16 protein-coding genes are annotated in these 17,864 nt (G+C 65.8%); 7 read left to right on the forward strand and 9 right to left on the reverse strand.

Annotated features, from left to right (window positions below; all coding sequences use genetic code 11):
- Positions 1-42: 42 nt before the first annotated feature.
- Complete coding sequence (locus tag DDZ14_RS03220; protein WP_109423504.1) at positions 43-735, reverse strand: M48 family metallopeptidase; 693 nt, start codon at positions 733-735, stop codon at positions 43-45.
- Positions 736-883: 148 nt separating this feature from the next.
- On the opposite strand from DDZ14_RS03220, the gene DDZ14_RS03225 reads away from it, so the two are divergent.
- Complete coding sequence (locus DDZ14_RS03225) at positions 884-1,114, forward strand: hypothetical protein (protein WP_109423505.1); 231 nt, start codon at positions 884-886, stop codon at positions 1,112-1,114.
- 133 nt (positions 1,115-1,247) lie between these two features.
- Here DDZ14_RS03225 and DDZ14_RS03230 read toward each other — a convergent pair whose 3' ends face one another.
- Entirely contained in the window at positions 1,248-1,511 is a 264-nt protein-coding gene (locus DDZ14_RS03230; RefSeq protein WP_109423506.1) for a DUF167 domain-containing protein, read from the reverse strand.
- A gap of 96 nt (positions 1,512-1,607) precedes the next feature.
- Here DDZ14_RS03230 and DDZ14_RS03235 point away from each other — a divergent pair, with 96 nt between their 5' ends.
- From DDZ14_RS03235 to DDZ14_RS03255, 4 genes are all read left to right on the forward strand, one after another.
- Positions 1,608-2,714 (forward strand): class II histone deacetylase, encoded by a 1,107-nt coding sequence (locus tag DDZ14_RS03235; RefSeq protein ID WP_109423507.1) that lies wholly within the window; start codon positions 1,608-1,610, stop codon positions 2,712-2,714.
- 104 nt (positions 2,715-2,818) lie between these two features.
- Entirely contained in the window at positions 2,819-3,514 is a 696-nt protein-coding gene (locus DDZ14_RS03240) for a CoA transferase subunit A (RefSeq protein ID WP_109423508.1), read from the forward strand.
- A gap of 188 nt (positions 3,515-3,702) precedes the next feature.
- On the forward strand, positions 3,703-4,332 hold the full coding sequence (locus DDZ14_RS03250) for a 3-oxoacid CoA-transferase subunit B (protein WP_109423510.1): 630 nt from the start codon (positions 3,703-3,705) through the stop codon (positions 4,330-4,332).
- A 175-nt stretch (positions 4,333-4,507) separates the two neighbouring features.
- The gene (locus DDZ14_RS03255; protein ID WP_146193073.1) at positions 4,508-4,936 is read left to right on the forward strand and encodes a DUF6647 family protein; all 429 of its coding nucleotides are present in this window, start codon (positions 4,508-4,510) and stop codon (positions 4,934-4,936) included.
- Between the two features lie 12 nt (positions 4,937-4,948).
- On the opposite strand, the gene prpE is transcribed toward DDZ14_RS03255, so the two are convergent.
- From prpE to DDZ14_RS03275, 4 genes are all read right to left on the reverse strand, one after another.
- On the reverse strand, positions 4,949-6,844 hold the full coding sequence (gene prpE, locus DDZ14_RS03260) for a propionate-CoA ligase PrpE (protein ID WP_109423512.1): 1,896 nt from the start codon (positions 6,842-6,844) through the stop codon (positions 4,949-4,951).
- Positions 6,845-7,177: 333 nt separating this feature from the next.
- Positions 7,178-9,463 (reverse strand): NADP-dependent malic enzyme, encoded by a 2,286-nt coding sequence (locus tag DDZ14_RS03265; RefSeq protein ID WP_109423513.1) that lies wholly within the window; start codon positions 9,461-9,463, stop codon positions 7,178-7,180.
- A 173-nt stretch (positions 9,464-9,636) separates the two neighbouring features.
- Complete coding sequence (gene scpA, locus DDZ14_RS03270) at positions 9,637-11,772, reverse strand: methylmalonyl-CoA mutase (protein WP_233252455.1); 2,136 nt, start codon at positions 11,770-11,772, stop codon at positions 9,637-9,639.
- On the reverse strand, positions 11,735-12,748 hold the full coding sequence (locus tag DDZ14_RS03275) for a hypothetical protein (protein ID WP_109423515.1): 1,014 nt from the start codon (positions 12,746-12,748) through the stop codon (positions 11,735-11,737). The genes scpA and DDZ14_RS03275 overlap by 38 nt, the downstream gene beginning before the upstream one ends.
- Positions 12,749-12,847: 99 nt before the next feature.
- Here DDZ14_RS03275 and DDZ14_RS03280 point away from each other — a divergent pair, with 99 nt between their 5' ends.
- Positions 12,848-13,345 carry a DUF4174 domain-containing protein gene (locus DDZ14_RS03280; protein ID WP_109423516.1) on the forward strand — a complete coding sequence of 166 codons (498 nt, stop codon included), beginning with the start codon at positions 12,848-12,850 and terminating at the stop codon, positions 13,343-13,345.
- A 75-nt stretch (positions 13,346-13,420) separates the two neighbouring features.
- Here DDZ14_RS03280 and DDZ14_RS03285 read toward each other — a convergent pair whose 3' ends face one another.
- Positions 13,421-15,421 carry an acetyl/propionyl/methylcrotonyl-CoA carboxylase subunit alpha gene (locus DDZ14_RS03285; RefSeq protein ID WP_109423517.1) on the reverse strand — a complete coding sequence of 667 codons (2,001 nt, stop codon included), beginning with the start codon at positions 15,419-15,421 and terminating at the stop codon, positions 13,421-13,423.
- 185 nt (positions 15,422-15,606) lie between these two features.
- On the opposite strand from DDZ14_RS03285, the gene DDZ14_RS03290 reads away from it, so the two are divergent.
- Positions 15,607-16,818, forward strand: a complete 1,212-nt coding sequence (locus tag DDZ14_RS03290; protein WP_158275453.1) for a DcaP family trimeric outer membrane transporter — start codon at positions 15,607-15,609, stop codon at positions 16,816-16,818.
- A gap of 67 nt (positions 16,819-16,885) precedes the next feature.
- Here the strand turns inward: DDZ14_RS03290 and DDZ14_RS03295 are convergent, their stop codons facing one another.
- Positions 16,886-17,086 carry a hypothetical protein gene (locus tag DDZ14_RS03295; RefSeq protein WP_109423519.1) on the reverse strand — a complete coding sequence of 67 codons (201 nt, stop codon included), beginning with the start codon at positions 17,084-17,086 and terminating at the stop codon, positions 16,886-16,888.
- Positions 17,087-17,444: 358 nt separating this feature from the next.
- Complete coding sequence (locus tag DDZ14_RS03300) at positions 17,445-17,801, reverse strand: hypothetical protein (RefSeq protein WP_109423520.1); 357 nt, start codon at positions 17,799-17,801, stop codon at positions 17,445-17,447.
- Positions 17,802-17,864: the final 63 nt, after the last annotated feature.

Here is a 17,864-nt window from a genome sequence, read left to right on the forward strand (position 1 = left end):
GGCCCGTGAGCCTTGACCTGAGTCAATACACCGCCGGCCATGTCAGCGCAGGGCTGCCGCGGTGCGGCGCACCGTCTCCATGCGGCTGGCGTTGGGCGGATGGGTGCCCAGGAAGCGGTCGCCGGGATCGGGGATGCGGGCGAAATATTGCGCGCCACGCACCGGGTTGAAGCCCGCGCGATGCGCGATCACCGTGCCCAGCGCATCGGCTTCCAGCTCGAATTCCTTGGAATAGGCCCGCGCACCCACCGACGAGCCCAGATCGGCGCCGGCGCGCACCATCTCGCCGCCACCCAGAACGGCACCCAGCACACCACCGAGAACGGCGCCACCCACTGCGGATTGCTGCTTTCGCGGCAGATGGTTCTCGATGTGATGCGCGGCCTCGTGCCCCACGACGAAGGCGAGTTCGTCGGAATTTCGGGTATCCGCGATCAGCGACGCGGTGAGGACGATCTGCGGCCGACCGGACCGGTCGCGGGTCTGATAGGCATTGGGCGGTTGATCGGCGCGGGTATCGACGGAAATGTTGTAGTCGCAATTGAGCCCGCTCGTGCGTTCACGGCAGACTTGCTCGGCCACCGGTTCCACCCGGCGGATCACTTGCGCGAAGTTGCGGACAGCCACGTCGCGGCTGACCGCCGGGGGCGCCTGAACGGACGCCGCGGGCTGGGTGGTCACGGTGGTACAAGACGCCGCAAGCAGCAGGGCGGCACTCAGGGCAAACAGGCGCATGTCACTCCTCGTCGGGTCTTCAATCTCTGACCGCAAGATAGACCGGCACCGCGGAAATGCGAACCCCAATCGCAGTGCGCCAACCGGTTTGCAATTTCCCGCCGAGACGGGTTTTATCGCGGTCGAGGGGACGCACAGGAGCCCGGCCATGTTCACCATCGAGCACGAATTCGACGCCACCGTGATCACCCTCGTAGACGAGGCGGGGCCGCCGCTTCAGGAGGATGTGACAATCAATGCCTTCGAGGAATGCGTGACGGTGGAGCAGTACGATCCGCGCACTGACCGGGTGCAGACCGTCACCTTCTCGATGACGCAGTTGCGCGACCTGGCCGCCGCGCTCGATCTTCCGGAAGGCAGTTACCGGCTGAAACGCTAGAGGCACGTCCCGAGGCGCTGGACCAAAAAATGCTGAGGATGGCCCTTGCGATCCCTGGCAGGTCTGGAGACGCATCGCGGGCTTCGCTCAAGGACAAACGCTGCGGATTGAATGGTGGCCGCTCTGGCCGGGATCAGCCTCTCACCCGGAAGAGCTTGTCACGGGAAGTCGCGCCGCGCAGCAATTCCAGCCGCGATTTCGGCACGCCCAGCGCCTTGGCAAGCAACTTCAGCACCGCAGCGTTGGCTTTGCCGTCCTCGGGAACCACGGTGACCGAGACGCGCAGCAGCGGCGGCGGCCCCGGCTCCCACCTGAGCGCGTTGCGCGCGGCCTTGGGCGTCACGCGCACCGCGAAAGGTGCGCCGTCGGTCAGGTGGTGCAGGTCGGGCTCGGCCATGACTTCCCTCTTAGCGGCATCCGGGGGACGCGTCACCCTCTTGGCTTTTGGCCGCCGAATTGCCACTGTCCCGGCCGAGGCAACGGGAGGCGGATCATGGGCCGGACGGCATTCTACTGGGATGAGCGGTGCTTCTGGCACGCCGGCGGCAACTACGCGCTGACCATGCCGGTGGGCGGTCTGATCCAGCCGCAGGCCGCGGGCGGGCTGGCCGAAAGCCCGGAAACCAAGCGCCGGCTGAAAAACCTCATGGAGGTGACGGGTCTGATCGGCGATCTGGACGTGCGCAGCGCGCCACCCGCCGGCTGGCATGACCTCATCCGCGTCCATCCGGAGGCATTCCTGCATCGGTTCAAGGAACTGTCGGACGGCAATGGCGGCGAGATCGGGGAGCAGACGCCCTTCGGCCCTGGCGGGTTCGATATCGCCTGCGTCTCGGCGGGGCTGGCCGGGGCGGCGGTCGCAGAAGTGCTGCGCGGCACCCATCCCAATGCCTATGCGCTCTCGCGTCCGCCGGGGCATCACTGCCTGCCGGACTGGCCCAACGGCTTCTGCCTGCTGGCCAATATCGCCATCGCCATCGAGGCCGCCCGCGCCGATGGGCTGGGCCGCCGCTTTGCCGTTGTGGACTGGGACGTGCATCACGGCAACGGGACCGAGGCGATCTTCTACGACCGCGACGATGTGCTGACGATCTCGATCCATCAGGACCGCAACTACCCGGAGGATACCGGCTTCGTCGCGCATCGCGGCCGCGGCGCGGGCGAGGGGTTCAACATGAACGTGCCGCTGCCGCCGGGCGCGGGCCATGCCACATGGCTGGAGGCGGTGGAGCGGCTGGTCGTGCCCGCCCTCGCCGCCTACCGCCCCGATATCGTCATCGTCGCTTGCGGCTATGACGCGGCGCTGGTGGACCCTCTCTCGCGGATGATGTGCACGGCCGAGACCTACCGGCTGATGACGCGGCGGATGATGGAGGTCGCGGCGGAGGTCTGTGCGGGCAAGCTCGCCATTGTCCACGAGGGCGGCTATTCGGAGCTTTACGTGCCTTTCTGCGGCCATGCCGTGATCGAGGAGTTGTCGGGCAGCGCGAAATCAGCACCCGACCCGCTGGCCGAGGTCTATATGCGGCGCCAGCCCCCGGCGCGGATGCAGGCGCTCTTCTCCGAGATGATCGGCGAGATGGCGGCGGCATTCTTCTAACGCCGCGACGCGACCCGCGCGCTGCGCTGCGGCATCGGCATTGACTCCCCCCTGCCCCGCGGTCACAACTGAGCACGAAAAAACCGATAATCTGGGAGCATGAGATGCAGAAGATCTACGGCTCGGCGTCCGAGGCCCTCGACGGGCTTCTGGAGGACGGCATGCTGATCGCGGCGGGGGGATTCGGGCTCTGCGGCATTCCCGAACTGCTGATCGCGGCGATCCGCGACAGCGGCGTGAAGGACCTGACCGTCGCCTCCAACAATGCGGGCGTGGACGATTTCGGGCTGGGCGTTCTGCTTCAGTCCCGGCAGGTGAAGAAGATGATGTCGTCCTATGTGGGCGAGAACGCGGAATTCATGCGCCAGTATCTTTCCGGCGAGTTGGAACTGGAATTCAACCCGCAGGGCACGCTGGCCGAACGCATGCGCGCCGGCGGCGCGGGCATTCCGGGCTTCTACACCAAGACCGGCGTCGGCACACAGGTCGCCGAGGGCAAGGAGCACAAGGAATTCGACGGCGAGACCTATATCCTGGAGCGCGGGATCGTGGCCGACCTGTCGATCGTCAAGGCCTGGAAGGCTGACGACACCGGCAACCTGGTCTTCCGCAAGACCGCGCGCAACTTCAACCCGGCGGCGGCAACCTGTGGGCGCGTCTGCGTGGCCGAGGTGGAGGAGATCGTGCCGCGCGGCAGCCTGGACCCGGACTGCATCCACCTGCCGGGCATCTATGTGCACCGTCTGATCCAGGGCGAGCACGAGAAACGCATCGAACAGCGCACCACGCGCGCGGCGTAAGAAATGGCTAGGCTACTCGGGGCAGTTTATATTGTCGCGGATATCGCGACTTTCCTCTACCTCACATTCTTCGACGGCTACGTCTACACCTCTTGGAATTGGCTCATAGCAATTCCCGTCAACTTGTTTCTTGCGCAAATTTGGCCGATCTATTGGCTGATCTTGCGACCACTTATGGGAGGATAACCATGCCTTGGGACCGCAACCAGATGGCCGCACGGGCGGCGCAGGAACTTGAAGACGGCATGTATGTGAATCTCGGCATCGGCATTCCGACGCTGGTGGCCAACTACATTCCCGAAGGCGTCGATGTGACGCTGCAATCGGAAAACGGGATGCTGGGCATCGGCCCCTTCCCGACCGAGAACGAGGTCGATCCGGACCTCATCAACGCCGGCAAGCAGACCGTGACCGAGTTGGAGCGCACCTCCTATTTCGGCTCCGACCAGAGCTTCGCGATGATCCGCGGCGGCAAGATCGCGATGGCGATCCTGGGCGCGATGGAAGTGGCCGAGAACGGCGATCTGGCCAACTGGATGATCCCCGGCAAGCTGGTGAAGGGCATGGGCGGTGCGATGGACCTGGTCGCGGGCGTGCGCCGCGTCGTGGTGGTGATGGACCACACCAACAAGGCGGGCGACTCCAAGCTGCTTAAGGCATGCACCCTGCCGTTGACCGGCACCGGCGTGGTGGACCGCATCATCACCAATCTGGGCGTGCTCGACGTGGTTGAGGGCGGCCTGAAGATCGTGGAGGCTGCCGAAGGCGTCACCGAAGACGACATCCGCGCCGCGACCGAGGCCACGATCGTCAACTGATCCCGACCGTTTCGCCGGGGGTGTTTTCCCGAATGCCCCCGGCCGCTATACTGGCGCGGACGCAACCCGGACGACGCCATTCCGTATCCTGCCCCCATTCTGCGCGCCGCGCTTGCGGCAATCCTTCTGGCCCTGCACATCTCCGGGGCGGCATCGGCGCAGGCGCCGCGCCCCCGTGACCCCCGACATGCCGCTTGTCGCCACCCTGCTGGACTGGATCGACGCGACCAGCCCCTACGAGACGGAGGCGCTGCGGGAGGTGCCGCCGCGCATCATCTTCTGTGCGCGCGGCGAACACATCCCCTATGGCGAGGGCGAACTGGTCGTCGACCGCGCGCTGGAAGGCGCCTATGACCCCTCCGCGCGGCTGATCTACCTGCCGCAGCCGTGGGATGCGGCCAATCTCTGGGACCGTTCGGTACTTCTGCATGAGCTGGTCCACTTCGTGCAGCTCGAATCGAGACTATGGGACTGCATCAACGCAACAGAGCAGGAGGCCTATGCGCTCCAACAGCGCTGGCTGGCCGGACAAGGCATCGCCTGGGAGTACGATGCCCTCCTGGTCTTCTTTCGCAGCCGCTGCCCGCGCGACGTCCATCCCTGAGGCCTGGGAGCCTCAACCGCCCTTGGGGTAACCCAACGTCTTCAGCGCCGCGGCGATCTCATCCAGGATCGCCGGGTCGTCGATGGTGGCGGGCATTTTCCATTCGGTGCCGTCGGCGATGCGCACCATGATCGCGCGCAGGATCTTGCCCGAGCGCGTCTTGGGCAGCCGGTCCACCACCACAGCGAGTTTGAAGGCCGCGACCGGGCCGATCTGGTCGCGCACCATCGCAACGCATTCCTTGACGATCTCCTCATGCGGACGGGTCACGCCGCTTGTCAGGCACAGGAACCCCATCGGAAGCTGGCCCTTCAACTCATCCGCCACGCCGATCACGGCGCATTCCGCCACGTCCGGATGGGCGGCCAGCACCTCCTCCATCGCGCCGGTCGAGAGCCGGTGGCCCGCAACGTTGATCACGTCGTCGGTGCGCGCCATGATCCAGAGATAGCCGTCCTCGTCGACATAACCCGCATCGCCGGTTTCGTAATAGCCGGGGAAGGTTTCGAGGTAGCTCTTGCGAAAGCGCGCCTCGGCATTCCAGAGATTGGGCAGCGTGCCCGGCGGCAGCGGCAGCTTGACCGCGATCGCGCCAAGCTCACCCGGTTTCATCGGGTGGCCGCCCTCGTCGAGGATCTGCACGTCATAGCCCGGCATCGGCACCGAGGGCGAGCCGACCTTGACCGGCAGATGCTCGATCCCCAGCGGGTTCGCGGCGATGGCATAGCCGGTCTCGGTCTGCCACCAGTGGTCGATCACCGGCACGCCCAGCTTGTCGGCGGCCCAGTTGACCGTGTCGGGGTCCGCGCGTTCCCCAGCGAGATAGAGCGCGCGCAGGCAGGAGATGTCGTATTTCGCCAGTTCCTTCGCCTCCGGATCCTCGCGCTTGATGGCGCGGAAGGCGGTGGGCGCGGTGAAGAAGGAACGCACCTTGTGGTCGCGGATCACCCGCCAGAATGTGCCGGCATCCGGCGTGCCGACGGGCTTGCCCTCGAAAACGATGGTGGTGTTGCCGTGGATGAGCGGGGCGTAGCAGATATAGCTGTGGCCCACGACCCAGCCCACGTCGGAGGCGGCCCAGAAGACGTCGCCCGGATCGACGTTGTAGATGTTCTTCATGGTCCAGTTGAGCGCGACCAGATGGCCCGCGGTCGGCCGGATCACGCCCTTGGGTGCGCCCGTGGTCCCGGAGGTGTAGAGGATATAGGCCGGGTGGTCGCCCTCCACCGGCACGCAATCGGCGGGTTTCACGCCGTATTGGAAGGCATGCCAGTCGTGATCTCGGCCGCGCTCCAGCCGCGCGACTTCCTGCTCGCGCTGGAAGATCACGCAGAAATCGGGCTTGTGGCTTGCCTGCTCGATGGCCCCGTCCAGGAGCGGCTTGTAATGCACGACGCGGCCCGGCTCGATCCCGCAGCTTGCCGCGATGATGCACTTTGGCGCGGCGTCGTCGATGCGAACCGCCAGCTCATGCGCGGCGAAACCGCCGAAGACGACGGAATGGATCGCGCCCAGCCGCGCGCAGGCCAGCATCGCCTCCAGCGCCTCGGGGACCATGGGCATGTAGATGATGACGCGGTCGCCCTTCTCCACACCCTGCGCGCGCAGCGCGCCGGCCAGCCGCGCCACGCGGTTGCGCAACTCGCCATAGGTGATGCGGTGGACAGTGCCGGTCACCGGGCTGTCATGGATGATCGCCGCCTGCCCGCCGCGCCCGGCTTCCACATGGCGGTCGACCGCGTTCCAGCAGGTGTTCACCATGCCGTCCTTGAACCACTCGTAGATCGGCGCGTTCTCGTCGAAGAGCGCGCGGGACGGTTTCTCGTCCCAGTCGATCGCCTGTGCGGCATCCATCCAGAACCCTTCCGGATCGGATTTCCAGGCGTTGTATGTCTCGGCGTATCCCATCAGATCATCTCCTCCACTCAGCCATAGCTGTTATCCAGCGTCACCTGCCGGCTCAACCGCCGGGCCTGCGCCGCAATGTCACTCCCGCCCGGCGCATTTCGCGCCGCGTCGGGCCAAATTCGACATTCTGGTCGAAATCCCGCGAGAATCGGGGGCCGTGTTGCGCGAGGGTTTGCATCAGGGAACGGCATTCCGCCCTCCCGATCTTGCAGAGGAATTGTTGCCATGGGCGACAAGAAAGCCAAACCCGCGAAACCCGGCACGACCAAGAAGTAACCCTCCCATGCAGTTCTGCGCCGCCATGCCTCCGTGCATGGCGGCGCATGTCCCCTGTCAGCCGTAATGTGCCACCGGTGTGCCCGCGATCGCCGCCATGTTGAGCAGCCCGCGCGCGGTGATCGACGGCGTCACGATATGGGCCGTGTTGCCCATGCCCATCAGGATCGGCCCGACCTCCAGCCCGTTGGCACGCATCTTGAGCATGTTGCGCGCGGTGCTGGCGGCGTCGGTGCTGGGGAAAACCAGCACATTCGCCGCGCCCTCGAAACGCGAATGCGGGAAGATGCGGCCGCGCAGTTCCGGGTCCAGCGCGGCGTCGGTGGCCATCTCGCCCTCATACTCGAAATTCGGCTCCATCCGGTCGAGCAGTTCCATCGCCCCGCGCATCCGCCGCCCGGAGGCGGTGTCGAGATTGCCGAATTGCGAATGCGAGCAGAGCGCGATCTTCGGCGCGATGCCGAAGCGGCGCGCGTGCCGGGCCGCGCCGATAACCGTCTCGGCCACCTGTTCGGGCGTCGGTTCGGGATGTATCTGCGTATCGGCGATGAAGAGCGGGCCGTCCTCCTGGATCATCAGGCTCAGCGCGCCCACCGGATGCAGCGCCTCGGGCCCGCCCTCGAGTACCTGCGTGATGTAGTTGAGATGCCACAGATACTGGCCGAACGTGCCGCAGATCATGCTGTCAGCCTCGCCCCGGTGGACCATGACCGCCCCGATGGCGGTGGTGTTCGTACGCAACACCGCCTTGGCGATGTCGGGGGTCACGCCGCGGCGCGCCATGATCTCGTGATAGCTGTTCCAGTAGTCGCGGTAGCGCGGATCGTTCTCGGGGTTGACGATCTTCAGGTCGCGTTCGGGGCGGATCGGCAGGCCCGCGCGCTCGGCCCGGTGCGCGATCACTTCCGGCCGCCCGATCAGGATCGGCTGATCGGTCATCTCCTCGAGCATGGCGTTGGCCGCGCGCAGCACGCGCTCATCCTCGCCCTCGGCGAAGACGATGGTGCGGCGGGCCTGCGCCGCGGCGGCGAAGACCGGGCGCATCAGGAGCGAGGATTTGAACACAGAGCCGTCGAGCCGCATCTTGTAGGCTTCGACATCTTCGAGCGGGCGCGAGGCGACGCCCGACGCCATCGCTGCACGGGCGACGGCGCTGGCCACCACGCCCATCAGACGCGGATCGAAGGGCTTGGGGATCAGGTAGTCGGGACCGAAGCTCATCGTCTCGTCCTGGTAGGCCGCGGCGGCCTCGGCGCTTGTGGTCTCACGGGCGAGTTGCGCGATACCCTCCACGCAGGCGATCTGCATGGCGTCGTTGATCTCGGACGCGCCGACATCGAGCGCGCCCCGAAAGATGAACGGAAAGCAGAGCACGTTGTTGACCTGGTTTGGATAGTCCGACCGCCCGGTCGCGATGATCGCATCCGGCGCCACCGCCTTGACCTCGTCGGGCATGATCTCGGGCATCGGGTTGGCCAGCGCCAGAACGATGGGCTGCGGCGTCATCTTCGCGATCATCTCGCGCGTCAGCACCTTGGGACCGGAGAGACCCAGGAAGAGATCCGCGTCTTCGATCACGTCCTCCATCCGGCGCAGGTCGGAGGGTTGGGCGAAGGCGGCCTTTTCGGGGTTCATGTCCTCCTCCCGACCCTCGTAGACCAGCCCGTGGACATCGCAGAGCCATACATTCCGACGCTTCACGCCCAGCTTGAGAAGCATATTGAGACAGGCGATCCCCGCCGCGCCGCCCCCGGCGCTGACCACCTTGATATCCTCGAACGACTTGCCCGCGACATGCAGCGCGTTGACCGCTGCTGCGCCCACGACAATGGCGGTGCCGTGCTGGTCGTCGTGGAAAACCGGGATGTTCATCCGCTCCCGGCATATTCGTTCAACGATAAAACAATCCGGCGCCTTGATGTCTTCGAGGTTGATCGCGCCGAAGGTCGGCTCCAGCGCGCAGACGAGATCAGCCAGCTTCTCGGGGTCGGATTCCTTGAGTTCGATGTCGTAGCAGTCGATATTCGCGAACTTCTTGAACAGGACCGCCTTGCCCTCCATCACCGGCTTGGCGGCGAGCGCCCCGATATTGCCGAGCCCCAGCACAGCCGTGCCGTTGGTGACCACGCCCACCAGATTGCCGCGCGCGGTATAGCGCCGCGCCGCTGCCTCATCGGCCTTGATTTCAAGGCAGGCCTCCGCCACGCCGGGGGAATAGGCGCGGGCCAGGTCGCGCTGGTTCGCCATCGGCTTGGTCGCACGTATCTCCAGCTTCCCGGGTTTCGGGAACTCGTGATATTCCAACGCCGCCATACGCGCGTTTTCCTGGCTGAGATCGGTCATTTCAAAGGTCTCCCCCGAGTCTGGTTCTTATTTCATTTAACGTTAAACTATTTCCGCAGAAAGCGGAACCGAAGCATTCCCTCCGGCGGCGCGCCGGCAGGCGATCAGATGATCCATAGCACCACACCACGCCATCCGGCCAGCATTGCCAGAGAACCACCCGCACCCGCGCATCAGGCCGCCCGCGTCTTGCGCACCAGATCGAGGATGTTCTTTGCGGCCTCGGGGATGTTGGTGCCCGGCCCGAAGATCGCCTTCACCCCGGCCTTGTAAAGGAACTCGTAATCCTGTTGCGGGATCACGCCGCCGCAGATCACGATGATGTCCCCGGCGCCCTGGGCCTTCAGCGCCGCGACCAGCTTGGGCGCCAGGGTCTTGTGGCCCGCCGCCTGGCTGGAGACGCCGACCACATGCACGTCGTTGTCGACCGCGTCCTGCGCGGCTTCCTCCGGCGTCTGGAAGAGCGGGCCGACATCCACGTCGAAGCCAATATCCGCGAAGGCGGTGGCGATCACCTTGGCGCCGCGATCGTGGCCGTCCTGGCCCATCTTCACCACCAGCATGCGGGGGCGGCGGCCCTCCTCCTCGGCGAAGGCGTCCACGTCCTTCTTGATCCGTGCGAACCCCTCGTCGCCCTCATAGGCGGCGCCATAGACGCCCGCCAGCGTCTTCACCTCGGCGCGGTGGCGCCCGAATGCCTTTTCCATCGCCATGGAAATCTCTCCTACCGTTGCGCGGGCGCGCGCGGCCTCGACCGCCAGCGCCAGCAGATTGCCCTCTCCGGATTTCGCGCCCGCTTCCAGTGCGCCGAGCGCCGCGTCGCAGGCGGCCTGGTCCCGCGTGGCGCGGATTTTCTCCAGCCGCGCGATCTGGCTCTCACGGACCTTGACGTTGTCCACATCAAGGATCTCGATCTCCTGCTCCTTTTCCAGCCGCCACTTGTTGACGCCGACGATCACCTCGTCGCCGCGGTCCACGGCGGCCTGCCAGCGTGCCGCGGCTTCCTCGATCCGGAGTTTCGGCATGCCCGAGGCCACGGCCTTGGTCATGCCGCCCATCTTGTCCACCTCCTCGATGATCGCCCAGGCGGCATCGGCCAGGTCGGCGGTCAGCTTCTCGACATAATAGGAGCCCGCCAGCGGATCGACGACCTTGGTCACGCCGGTCTCGTTTTGCAGGATGAGCTGCGTGTTGCGCGCGATCCGGGCCGAGAAATCGGTGGGCAGCGCGATCGCCTCGTCGAAGGAATTGGTGTGCAGCGACTGGGTGCCGCCCAGCACCGCCGAGAGCGCCTCATAAGCGGTGCGCACGATGTTGTTGTAGGGATCCTGTTCGGCCAGGCTGACACCCGATGTCTGGCAATGGGTGCGCAGGATCAGCGAACGTTCGTCCTTGGGGTCGAATTCCGACATGATGCGGTGCCACAGGAAACGCGCGGCGCGCAGTTTGGCGGCTTCCATGAAGAAATTCTTGCCGATGGCGAAGAAGAACGACAGCCGCGGCGCGAACTTGTCCACGTCGAGCCCGCGCGCCAGCGCCGCCTTCACGTATTCCTTGCCATCGGCCAGCGTGAAGGCCAGTTCCTGCACCAGCGTCGCGCCGGCCTCCTGCATGTGGTAGCCGGAAATCGAGATCGAGTTGAACCGAGGCATGTCGGTGGAGGTGAACTCGATAATGTCGCTGACGATGCGCATCGAGGGTTCCGGCGGATAGATATAGGTGTTGCGGACCATGAACTCCTTGAGGATGTCGTTCTGGATGGTACCCGAAAGCTGTGCCCGGTCGACGCCCTGTTCCTCGCCCGCGACGATGAAGCTGGCCAGCACCGGGATCACCGCGCCGTTCATGGTCATCGAGACCGACACCTTCTCCAGCGGGATGCCGTCGAAAAGGATCTTCATGTCCTCCACGCTGTCGATGGCCACGCCCGCCTTGCCGACATCGCCCTCCACCCGCGGGTGGTCGCTGTCATAGCCGCGATGCGTGGCCAGGTCGAAAGCGACCGAGACACCCTGCTGCCCCGCCGCCAGGCCACGGCGATAGAAGGCGTTGGAGTCCTCGGCGGTCGAAAAGCCCGCATATTGCCGGATCGTCCAGGGCCGGCCGGCATACATCGTGGCCTTGGGGCCGCGGGTGAAGGGCGCCGCACCGGGCATGGAGCCCATATGCGCCAGGTCCTGCGTATCCTCGGCGGTGTAGACCGGCTTGACCGTGATGCCCTCCGGCGTCTCCCAGTCGAGGTCGTCCGGGCTGCGGGTCCTGAGTTCCTTCTCAGCGCGCTGCGCCCAGTCCTTCTTGCTGTCCGTCACGGATCCATTCCTCTCTTGCTGTCGTTTCTGCCGGGGTGTTCCCCGCGGCTTCGTTCCAGAATCGGGCGATGCCATCGGCACCGTCCCGCAGCCATTCCAGGTCCCCGGCATAGCGCGCGCGCATCGCATCGCGTGCCGCCGGGCCGAAGGGCATGAACGGCCCCTTCCCCGGCGGGATGCGCGCAGCCGCGGCGTGATCGCCGCGCGCGGCGAGACGCGCGCGAAGCAGGTCGCGCGAGCCGGAGGCGTTGTGGTGTCCGGCCGGCCCCGCCAGAGCCGGGCGAAGCAAACCGCCAACCATCAGGGCGAGCTGATCTCCGATCCGGCCCTTCAGCGTGTCGAAATCCCATACCACGAGGCGGGCGCCGGGAAAGGCCGCGGCGGTCTCGCGCAGGACCTGTCGCCAGCCGCGTCGCGCCCCGGCCAGCCGGGCCAGCCCCGCAGCGTCCGGCAGCGGCAGCCCGGCGCGGATCGCATAGGCGATGGCGGAAGCCCAATAGCTGTCGTAACTGCGCAGCGCTACCGCCACGCTTGTGCAATCGGCCCCGAACCCGGCCCCGAGGGCGCCGAGCCGCGCCGCCGCCTGCGGGTAGAGCGCGCCCGCCGCCAGGTTGGTGCGGATATCGCCGATCATGTTCTCCTCGCTCACCAGAAGATGGCTGTGGCCGGCCTCCCGCAACGCCGCGATCTCGCGCCGGATGCGCGCGGAACTGAGCGCCCCGCGCAGCGCCTGCGCACCGCTCAGCGGCGCCGGCGCGCGGATCAGCCCGGTGAAGAGCCCGGCACGCGTGCGCTCCGGCCCCCAGACGGCGATTCCGTTTTTCGTCAAATTGTCCCGGTTCAGGTGCAGGTGGTGCTGGAGGGTCGTGGTGCCGGTGCGGTGCGCACCGATATGCAGGACAACTTCCAAGAGCCGCCGTACCCCGCATCCGAATGCGGCCAGCGCCGCCGGGATTATGCCTGTGACCGCCGACATTAGGCGCATGTCCTCTGCATCGGGTTAATGGCCGCGCGGTGCCGCGCCCTCTTCGCATTCCTGCCCCACTGGCCTATATGTGGGGGAACCGGAGGTTCCATGACACGAGCGATCGCATTCCTCTTTCTTGTCCTGCAAGCCGCCGCCGCGCCGGCACAGGACAGCCTGGCCGTGGCGGTCACAGATGACAGCCCTTCCGAGGCGTCCGGGGCGCAGACGGCCGAAGCGGCGGAAGCGGGGTCCGACCTGGTCGTCATGTCGGCCGCGGAGGCCGATCTGGAGGCACTGAAATGGGTGGCCCGACCGATCGTCGTCTTCGCCGACACCCCCGCCGATCCGCGCTTCAGCGAGCAGATGGATCTGCTCGCCGCGCGGCCCGCCGAGCTGGTGGAGCGCGACGTGGTGGTGATCACCGATACCGACCCAAAGGCCATGAGCCCTCTGCGCCAGCGGCTCCGCCCGCGCGGCTTCATGCTGACGATCATCGCCAAGGACGGCACCGTTGCCCTGCGCAAGCCGGTGCCCTGGGATGTGCGCGAGATTACCCATGCCATCGACAAGATGCCGATGCGCCGCGACGAGATGGAACGCCGGTAGCCCCACCCGCCCGCGCGGGCGGGCATGGCGGGGGCCGGTCCGCGGCGACAGGACGGGCGGGCGGCGGACAACATCCTATTCGAACTCCATAATGACATCGTCCACCGCCAGGCTCGATCCGGGCTCGGCGTTGATCTTCGAGACCACGCCCGCGCGTTCGGCGCGCAGCACGTTCTCCATCTTCATCGCCTCCACGGTGCAAAGCACCTGACCCTCCTGCACTTCGTCGCCCGCAGACACCGCCAGCGACACGACGAGACCCGGCATCGGGCAAAGCAGCATCCTGGAGGTGTCGGGCGGCGTCTTCTCCAGCATATGCGCCGACAGCTCGAACTGGCGCGGGGTCTGCACGCGCACGTCCAGATCGGCGCCGCGGTGACGCATCCGGAAGCCCAGCGGCTGCGGGGCGACCTTGGCAACGACCGTCTCGCCGTCCACGTCGAGCACCGCCAGCGGCCGGCCCGGCACCCAGTCGGAGGTGACGCGCAACGCGCCGTCATCGGCAAGGCGCACCGTCGCGCCGCCGCGGTCGGCGTCGATGGTCACCGGATAGTCGTGCCCGCCCAGCGACACGACCCAGTCGCGGCCGACCTCGCGCTCGTGATGCGACATGCGCCCCGAGACCCGCGCCGCCCGGATCTCGGAAACCCGGTGCATCGCGGCCGCCCCCGCCGCCAGCTTTCGCAGCGCCGAGTCGTGCAGCACCGCGCCCGAGAACCCGTCGGGATACTCCTCGGCGATGAAGGCCGTGGTGATCTCGCCCGACACGAAGCGCGGGTGATCCATGACCGCCGAAAGGAAAGGCAGGTTGTGCCCGATACCCTCCAGCTCGAAACTGTCGAGCGCCACACGCATCCCCTCGATGGCATGATCGCGCGTCGGCCCCCAGGTGCAGAGCTTGGCGATCATCGGGTCGTAATACATCGAGATCTCGCCGCCCTCATAGACGCCGGTGTCGTTGCGTACCACGGAGGCGTCCTCGACATGCTCCTCGGGCGGGCGATAGCGCGTCAGCCGACCGATGGAGGGCAGGAAACTGCGGTACGGATCCTCGGCATAGAGCCGCGATTCCATCGCCCAGCCGTCGAGCGAGATATCCTCCTGCGTCAGGTCGAGCTTCTCGCCCGCGGCGACCCTGATCATCTGCTCGACCAGATCGACCCCGGTGATCAGTTCGGTCACCGGATGCTCCACCTGAAGCCGTGTGTTCATCTCCAGGAAGTAGAAATTGCGCTCGCCATCGACGATGAACTCCACCGTCCCGGCGCTGCTATAATCCACCGCGCGGGCCAGCGCCACGGCCTGTTCGCCCATCGCGCGGCGGGTCTTTTCATCGAGGAACGGGCTTGGCGCCTCCTCGATGACCTTCTGGTTCCGGCGCTGGATCGAGCACTCTCGCTCTCCAAGATAGAGGCAGTTACCGTGCTTGTCGCCCAACACCTGAATCTCGATGTGTCGCGGTTGGGTCACAAATTTCTCGATAAATATGCGGTCATCGCCGAATGAGCTTGCGGCCTCGTTCCTGGAACTCTGGAAACCCTCGCGCGCCTCGTCGTCGTTCCAGGCGATGCGCATGCCCTTGCCGCCACCCCCGGCGGAGGCCTTGATCATCACCGGATAGCCGATCTCGCCCGAGATTTTCACCGCCTCCTCGGCATCCTCGATGAGCCCCATATAGCCGGGCACCGTGGACACACCCGCTTCCTGTGCAAGCTTCTTGGAGGTGATCTTGTCGCCCATCGCCTCGATTGCGCCGGCGGGGGGGCCGATGAAGGCCACGCCCTCGGCCTCCAGCGCCTCGGCGAACTTCCTGTTTTCGCTCAGGAACCCGTAACCCGGATGGACCGCCTCGGCGCCCGTCGCGCGGATCGCCTCCATCACCTTGTCGATGACGATATAGGACTGGTTGGCGGGCGGGGGGCCGATATGCACCGCCTCGTCGGCCATCTGCACATGCAACGCATGGCGGTCCGCATCGGAATAGATTGCAACCGTGGCGATTCCCATCTTCCGCGCCGACTTGATGACCCGGCAGGCAATTTCGCCCCGGTTGGCAATCAGAATCTTATTGAACATGCTCGCTGTCCCTTTCCCTGGGTTACCGTTCCGGCCTTCTGGCCGTATCTTCGTGACACAATCGCAACAGTGGTTGCCCGATATGTTCTGTCACATTTTTGTTGAATTCCATGCGGAAAGCTTTGGTGCCAAAGTCTGGCCAGGTTCGGAGCGACCGGACTGTGAATTGAAGAATGAGGTACACAATGAAATATGCAACCAAGCGCATCGCGACGCTGGCCGGTTCGACCGCGCTGGCATCCGCGATGCTCATGGCGCCTGCCTTCGCGGACACCTCCGCGCTGGACGCACGCGTCTCCACGCAGAGCGCGGGCACCGTGAACGTCCCGGCGAACACGGTCCTGACCTTCGGCGGCTACGTCAAGGCTGACTTCATCTACGACTTCGATCAGACCCAGGGCGACACCATCTTCCCGCCGTCCCTGACGATCCCGGATTCGGCAGCCAATGACGGTGGTTTCCGCTTCCACGTGCGTCAGTCGCGCCTGAACATCACCTCCACCACCCAGACGGGCATCGGTGAAGTGACCGCGAAGATCGAATGGGACCTGTTCGGCGGCCAAGGCAACCAGGCCGTTTCCAACTCCGAGCACTTCCGTCTGCGTCACGCCTTCATCCAGACCAACGGCTGGACCATCGGTCAGTACTGGACCCTGTTCATGCCGCTGTCGTCCTATCCGGGCACCGTGGACTTCCAGGGCCCCTCGGGCATCCTGTTCGTGCGTCAGCCGCAGATCCGCTATACCCACCAGGTCAACGACATGTTCTCGGTCGCCTTCTCGGTCGAGAACCCGGAAACCATCGGTGACTCCGGCGGCTCCGTCAACAACAACGACCAAGTCCCGGATTTCGTCGCGGCAGTGCGCGCTGAAGGCGCCTGGGGTTCGGTCGATGTTGCCGGTATCTACCGCAACATCGAAGACCCGAACCTTGCCCCGACCATCGGCGGTGTGCCTGTGACCGGGTCCGATTCCGATGACGGCTTCGGCATCATGTTCGGCGGCATCTTCAACGCCTGGCAGGGCGGCTCCATCAACGGTAACGTTGCCTGGGGTGAAGGCATCGGCCGCTACGTGGTCGACGGCGCACCGGACGCCCGTCTGGACGGTGGCGGCTCCGTCGACGCCGTCGAGGTTCTGATGTACAACATCGGCGTCACCCAGCAGCTCAGCCCGACCCTGTCGGCCGGCCTGCAATGGGGTGTGACCGAGATCGACGACACCTTCGCCGCTGCGACGGCTCCGGAAACCCAGCAGACCATCCACGCTTCGCTGTTCTGGTCCCCGACCGACCGCATGACGGTTGGCGCGGAAGTCAGCTGGAACGAGCTGGAACTGGTGAACGGTGCTTCCGAAGAAGCCACCCGTCTGCAGACCTCGGTTCAGTTCAACTTCTGATCTGACGATCTGAGGGGAATTCGGCGGGGCGGCCTTTGCGGGCCGCCCCGTTTCCTTTGCGGGGTGTTCAGTTGCAGACGCCCGCGTCGTCGCACAAGGCGCCCGCCGCGCCGCCGATGGCGGCACCGGCCAGCACGTTGCCGCCGGTCGCATCCGCGATGACAGCGCCACCCGCGGCCCCGACCCCGGCCCGCCCCAGGTCGTTGTTGAGACAACCGCCAAGCAGCGTGACCACCGCGAGCCCGGCGAGTTTTGTCCAGATTTGCATTGCTCTCGTCCTCCATGATCCCGGTCTGTAAACGCCCCGGTTCCGTGCCGGTTCCGTTTGCAGACCCTCAGAAGAAGGATTTGAGCACCACGCAACGGCCGTGCAAGCAAAAACGGACGGTTCAGGCGGAATACCGCAGATATGTGAACGGCCGCAAAAAGGACCCGGCCAGAGAACTGGCCGGGCCCCAGCTGAGGGGAAGGGTAACGGTTATGGATACCACAGGCAGAAGTTAGGGTACTTGGAGCATCTGCCTTGTGCATACGATAGGACGCCGTCCCGGACACCGCCAGCATGGCGTTCCGCCCCGCCCCGCGATGAGCAGAATGCCGCCAGATCGAGTTTTTGCTGCGCGGGATCATGCCGATCCCCCGTCGAAGATATCCGGGAATGTCCGCCGTGCGGCGCTCACGTCGATTCTCAGCAGTGCGTCGTAACTGGCCGGATCGAAGGGATCTTCGGCGGGAATCACCTCGCGCCCGAAGAGCCAGGACAGCCGCCCGGCATCCAGATTGCCCCGCTCAAACGGCGTTTCGCCATAAACCGACCAGAGTGCGTGCAGAAAGCCCGAATCGGCACGCCGGTCCGCAGCGCGGCGGTCGGCGAAGCGTTCGCGGCGCACAATCGGCGTGGCTCCGGCCTTGGCCGGGCGGCGGATCGTGAACTGGTAATCAGTTCCGGGCAGTCGTGAGGGGATTCCGCGGTGCTTCAGCATGAGACCCCCTGCGGATAAGGGGTCTGAAGGGGGGCGGGCGCGTGGGCAAAGCCCTGCGCGCGC

Source organism: Maritimibacter sp. 55A14 (assembly GCF_003122205.1).
GTDB lineage: Bacteria > Pseudomonadota > Alphaproteobacteria > Rhodobacterales > Rhodobacteraceae > QEYE01.

Bases quoted from the DNA above. Each gene is read 5' to 3' on its own strand.
- DDZ14_RS03295 (WP_109423519.1), bottom strand. From the start codon at position 17,086: ATGCAAATCTGGACAAAACTCGCCGGGCTCGCGGTGGTCACGCTGCTT.
- DDZ14_RS03280 (WP_109423516.1), top strand. From the start codon at position 12,848: ATGACACGAGCGATCGCATTCCTCTTTCTTGTCCTGCAAGCCGCCGCC.
- DDZ14_RS03250 (WP_109423510.1), top strand. From the start codon at position 3,703: ATGCCTTGGGACCGCAACCAGATGGCCGCACGGGCGGCGCAGGAACTT.
- DDZ14_RS03240 (WP_109423508.1), top strand. From the start codon at position 2,819: ATGCAGAAGATCTACGGCTCGGCGTCCGAGGCCCTCGACGGGCTTCTG.
- DDZ14_RS03225 (WP_109423505.1), top strand. From the start codon at position 884: ATGTTCACCATCGAGCACGAATTCGACGCCACCGTGATCACCCTCGTA.
- prpE (WP_109423512.1), bottom strand. From the start codon at position 6,844: ATGGGATACGCCGAGACATACAACGCCTGGAAATCCGATCCGGAAGGG.
- DDZ14_RS03285 (WP_109423517.1), bottom strand. From the start codon at position 15,421: ATGTTCAATAAGATTCTGATTGCCAACCGGGGCGAAATTGCCTGCCGG.
- DDZ14_RS03275 (WP_109423515.1), bottom strand. From the start codon at position 12,748: ATGTCGGCGGTCACAGGCATAATCCCGGCGGCGCTGGCCGCATTCGGA.
- DDZ14_RS03265 (WP_109423513.1), bottom strand. From the start codon at position 9,463: ATGACCGATCTCAGCCAGGAAAACGCGCGTATGGCGGCGTTGGAATAT.
- DDZ14_RS03290 (WP_158275453.1), top strand. From the start codon at position 15,607: ATGAAATATGCAACCAAGCGCATCGCGACGCTGGCCGGTTCGACCGCG.
- DDZ14_RS03230 (WP_109423506.1), bottom strand. From the start codon at position 1,511: ATGGCCGAGCCCGACCTGCACCACCTGACCGACGGCGCACCTTTCGCG.
- DDZ14_RS03220 (WP_109423504.1), bottom strand. From the start codon at position 735: ATGCGCCTGTTTGCCCTGAGTGCCGCCCTGCTGCTTGCGGCGTCTTGT.
- DDZ14_RS03235 (WP_109423507.1), top strand. From the start codon at position 1,608: ATGGGCCGGACGGCATTCTACTGGGATGAGCGGTGCTTCTGGCACGCC.
- DDZ14_RS03300 (WP_109423520.1), bottom strand. From the start codon at position 17,801: ATGCTGAAGCACCGCGGAATCCCCTCACGACTGCCCGGAACTGATTAC.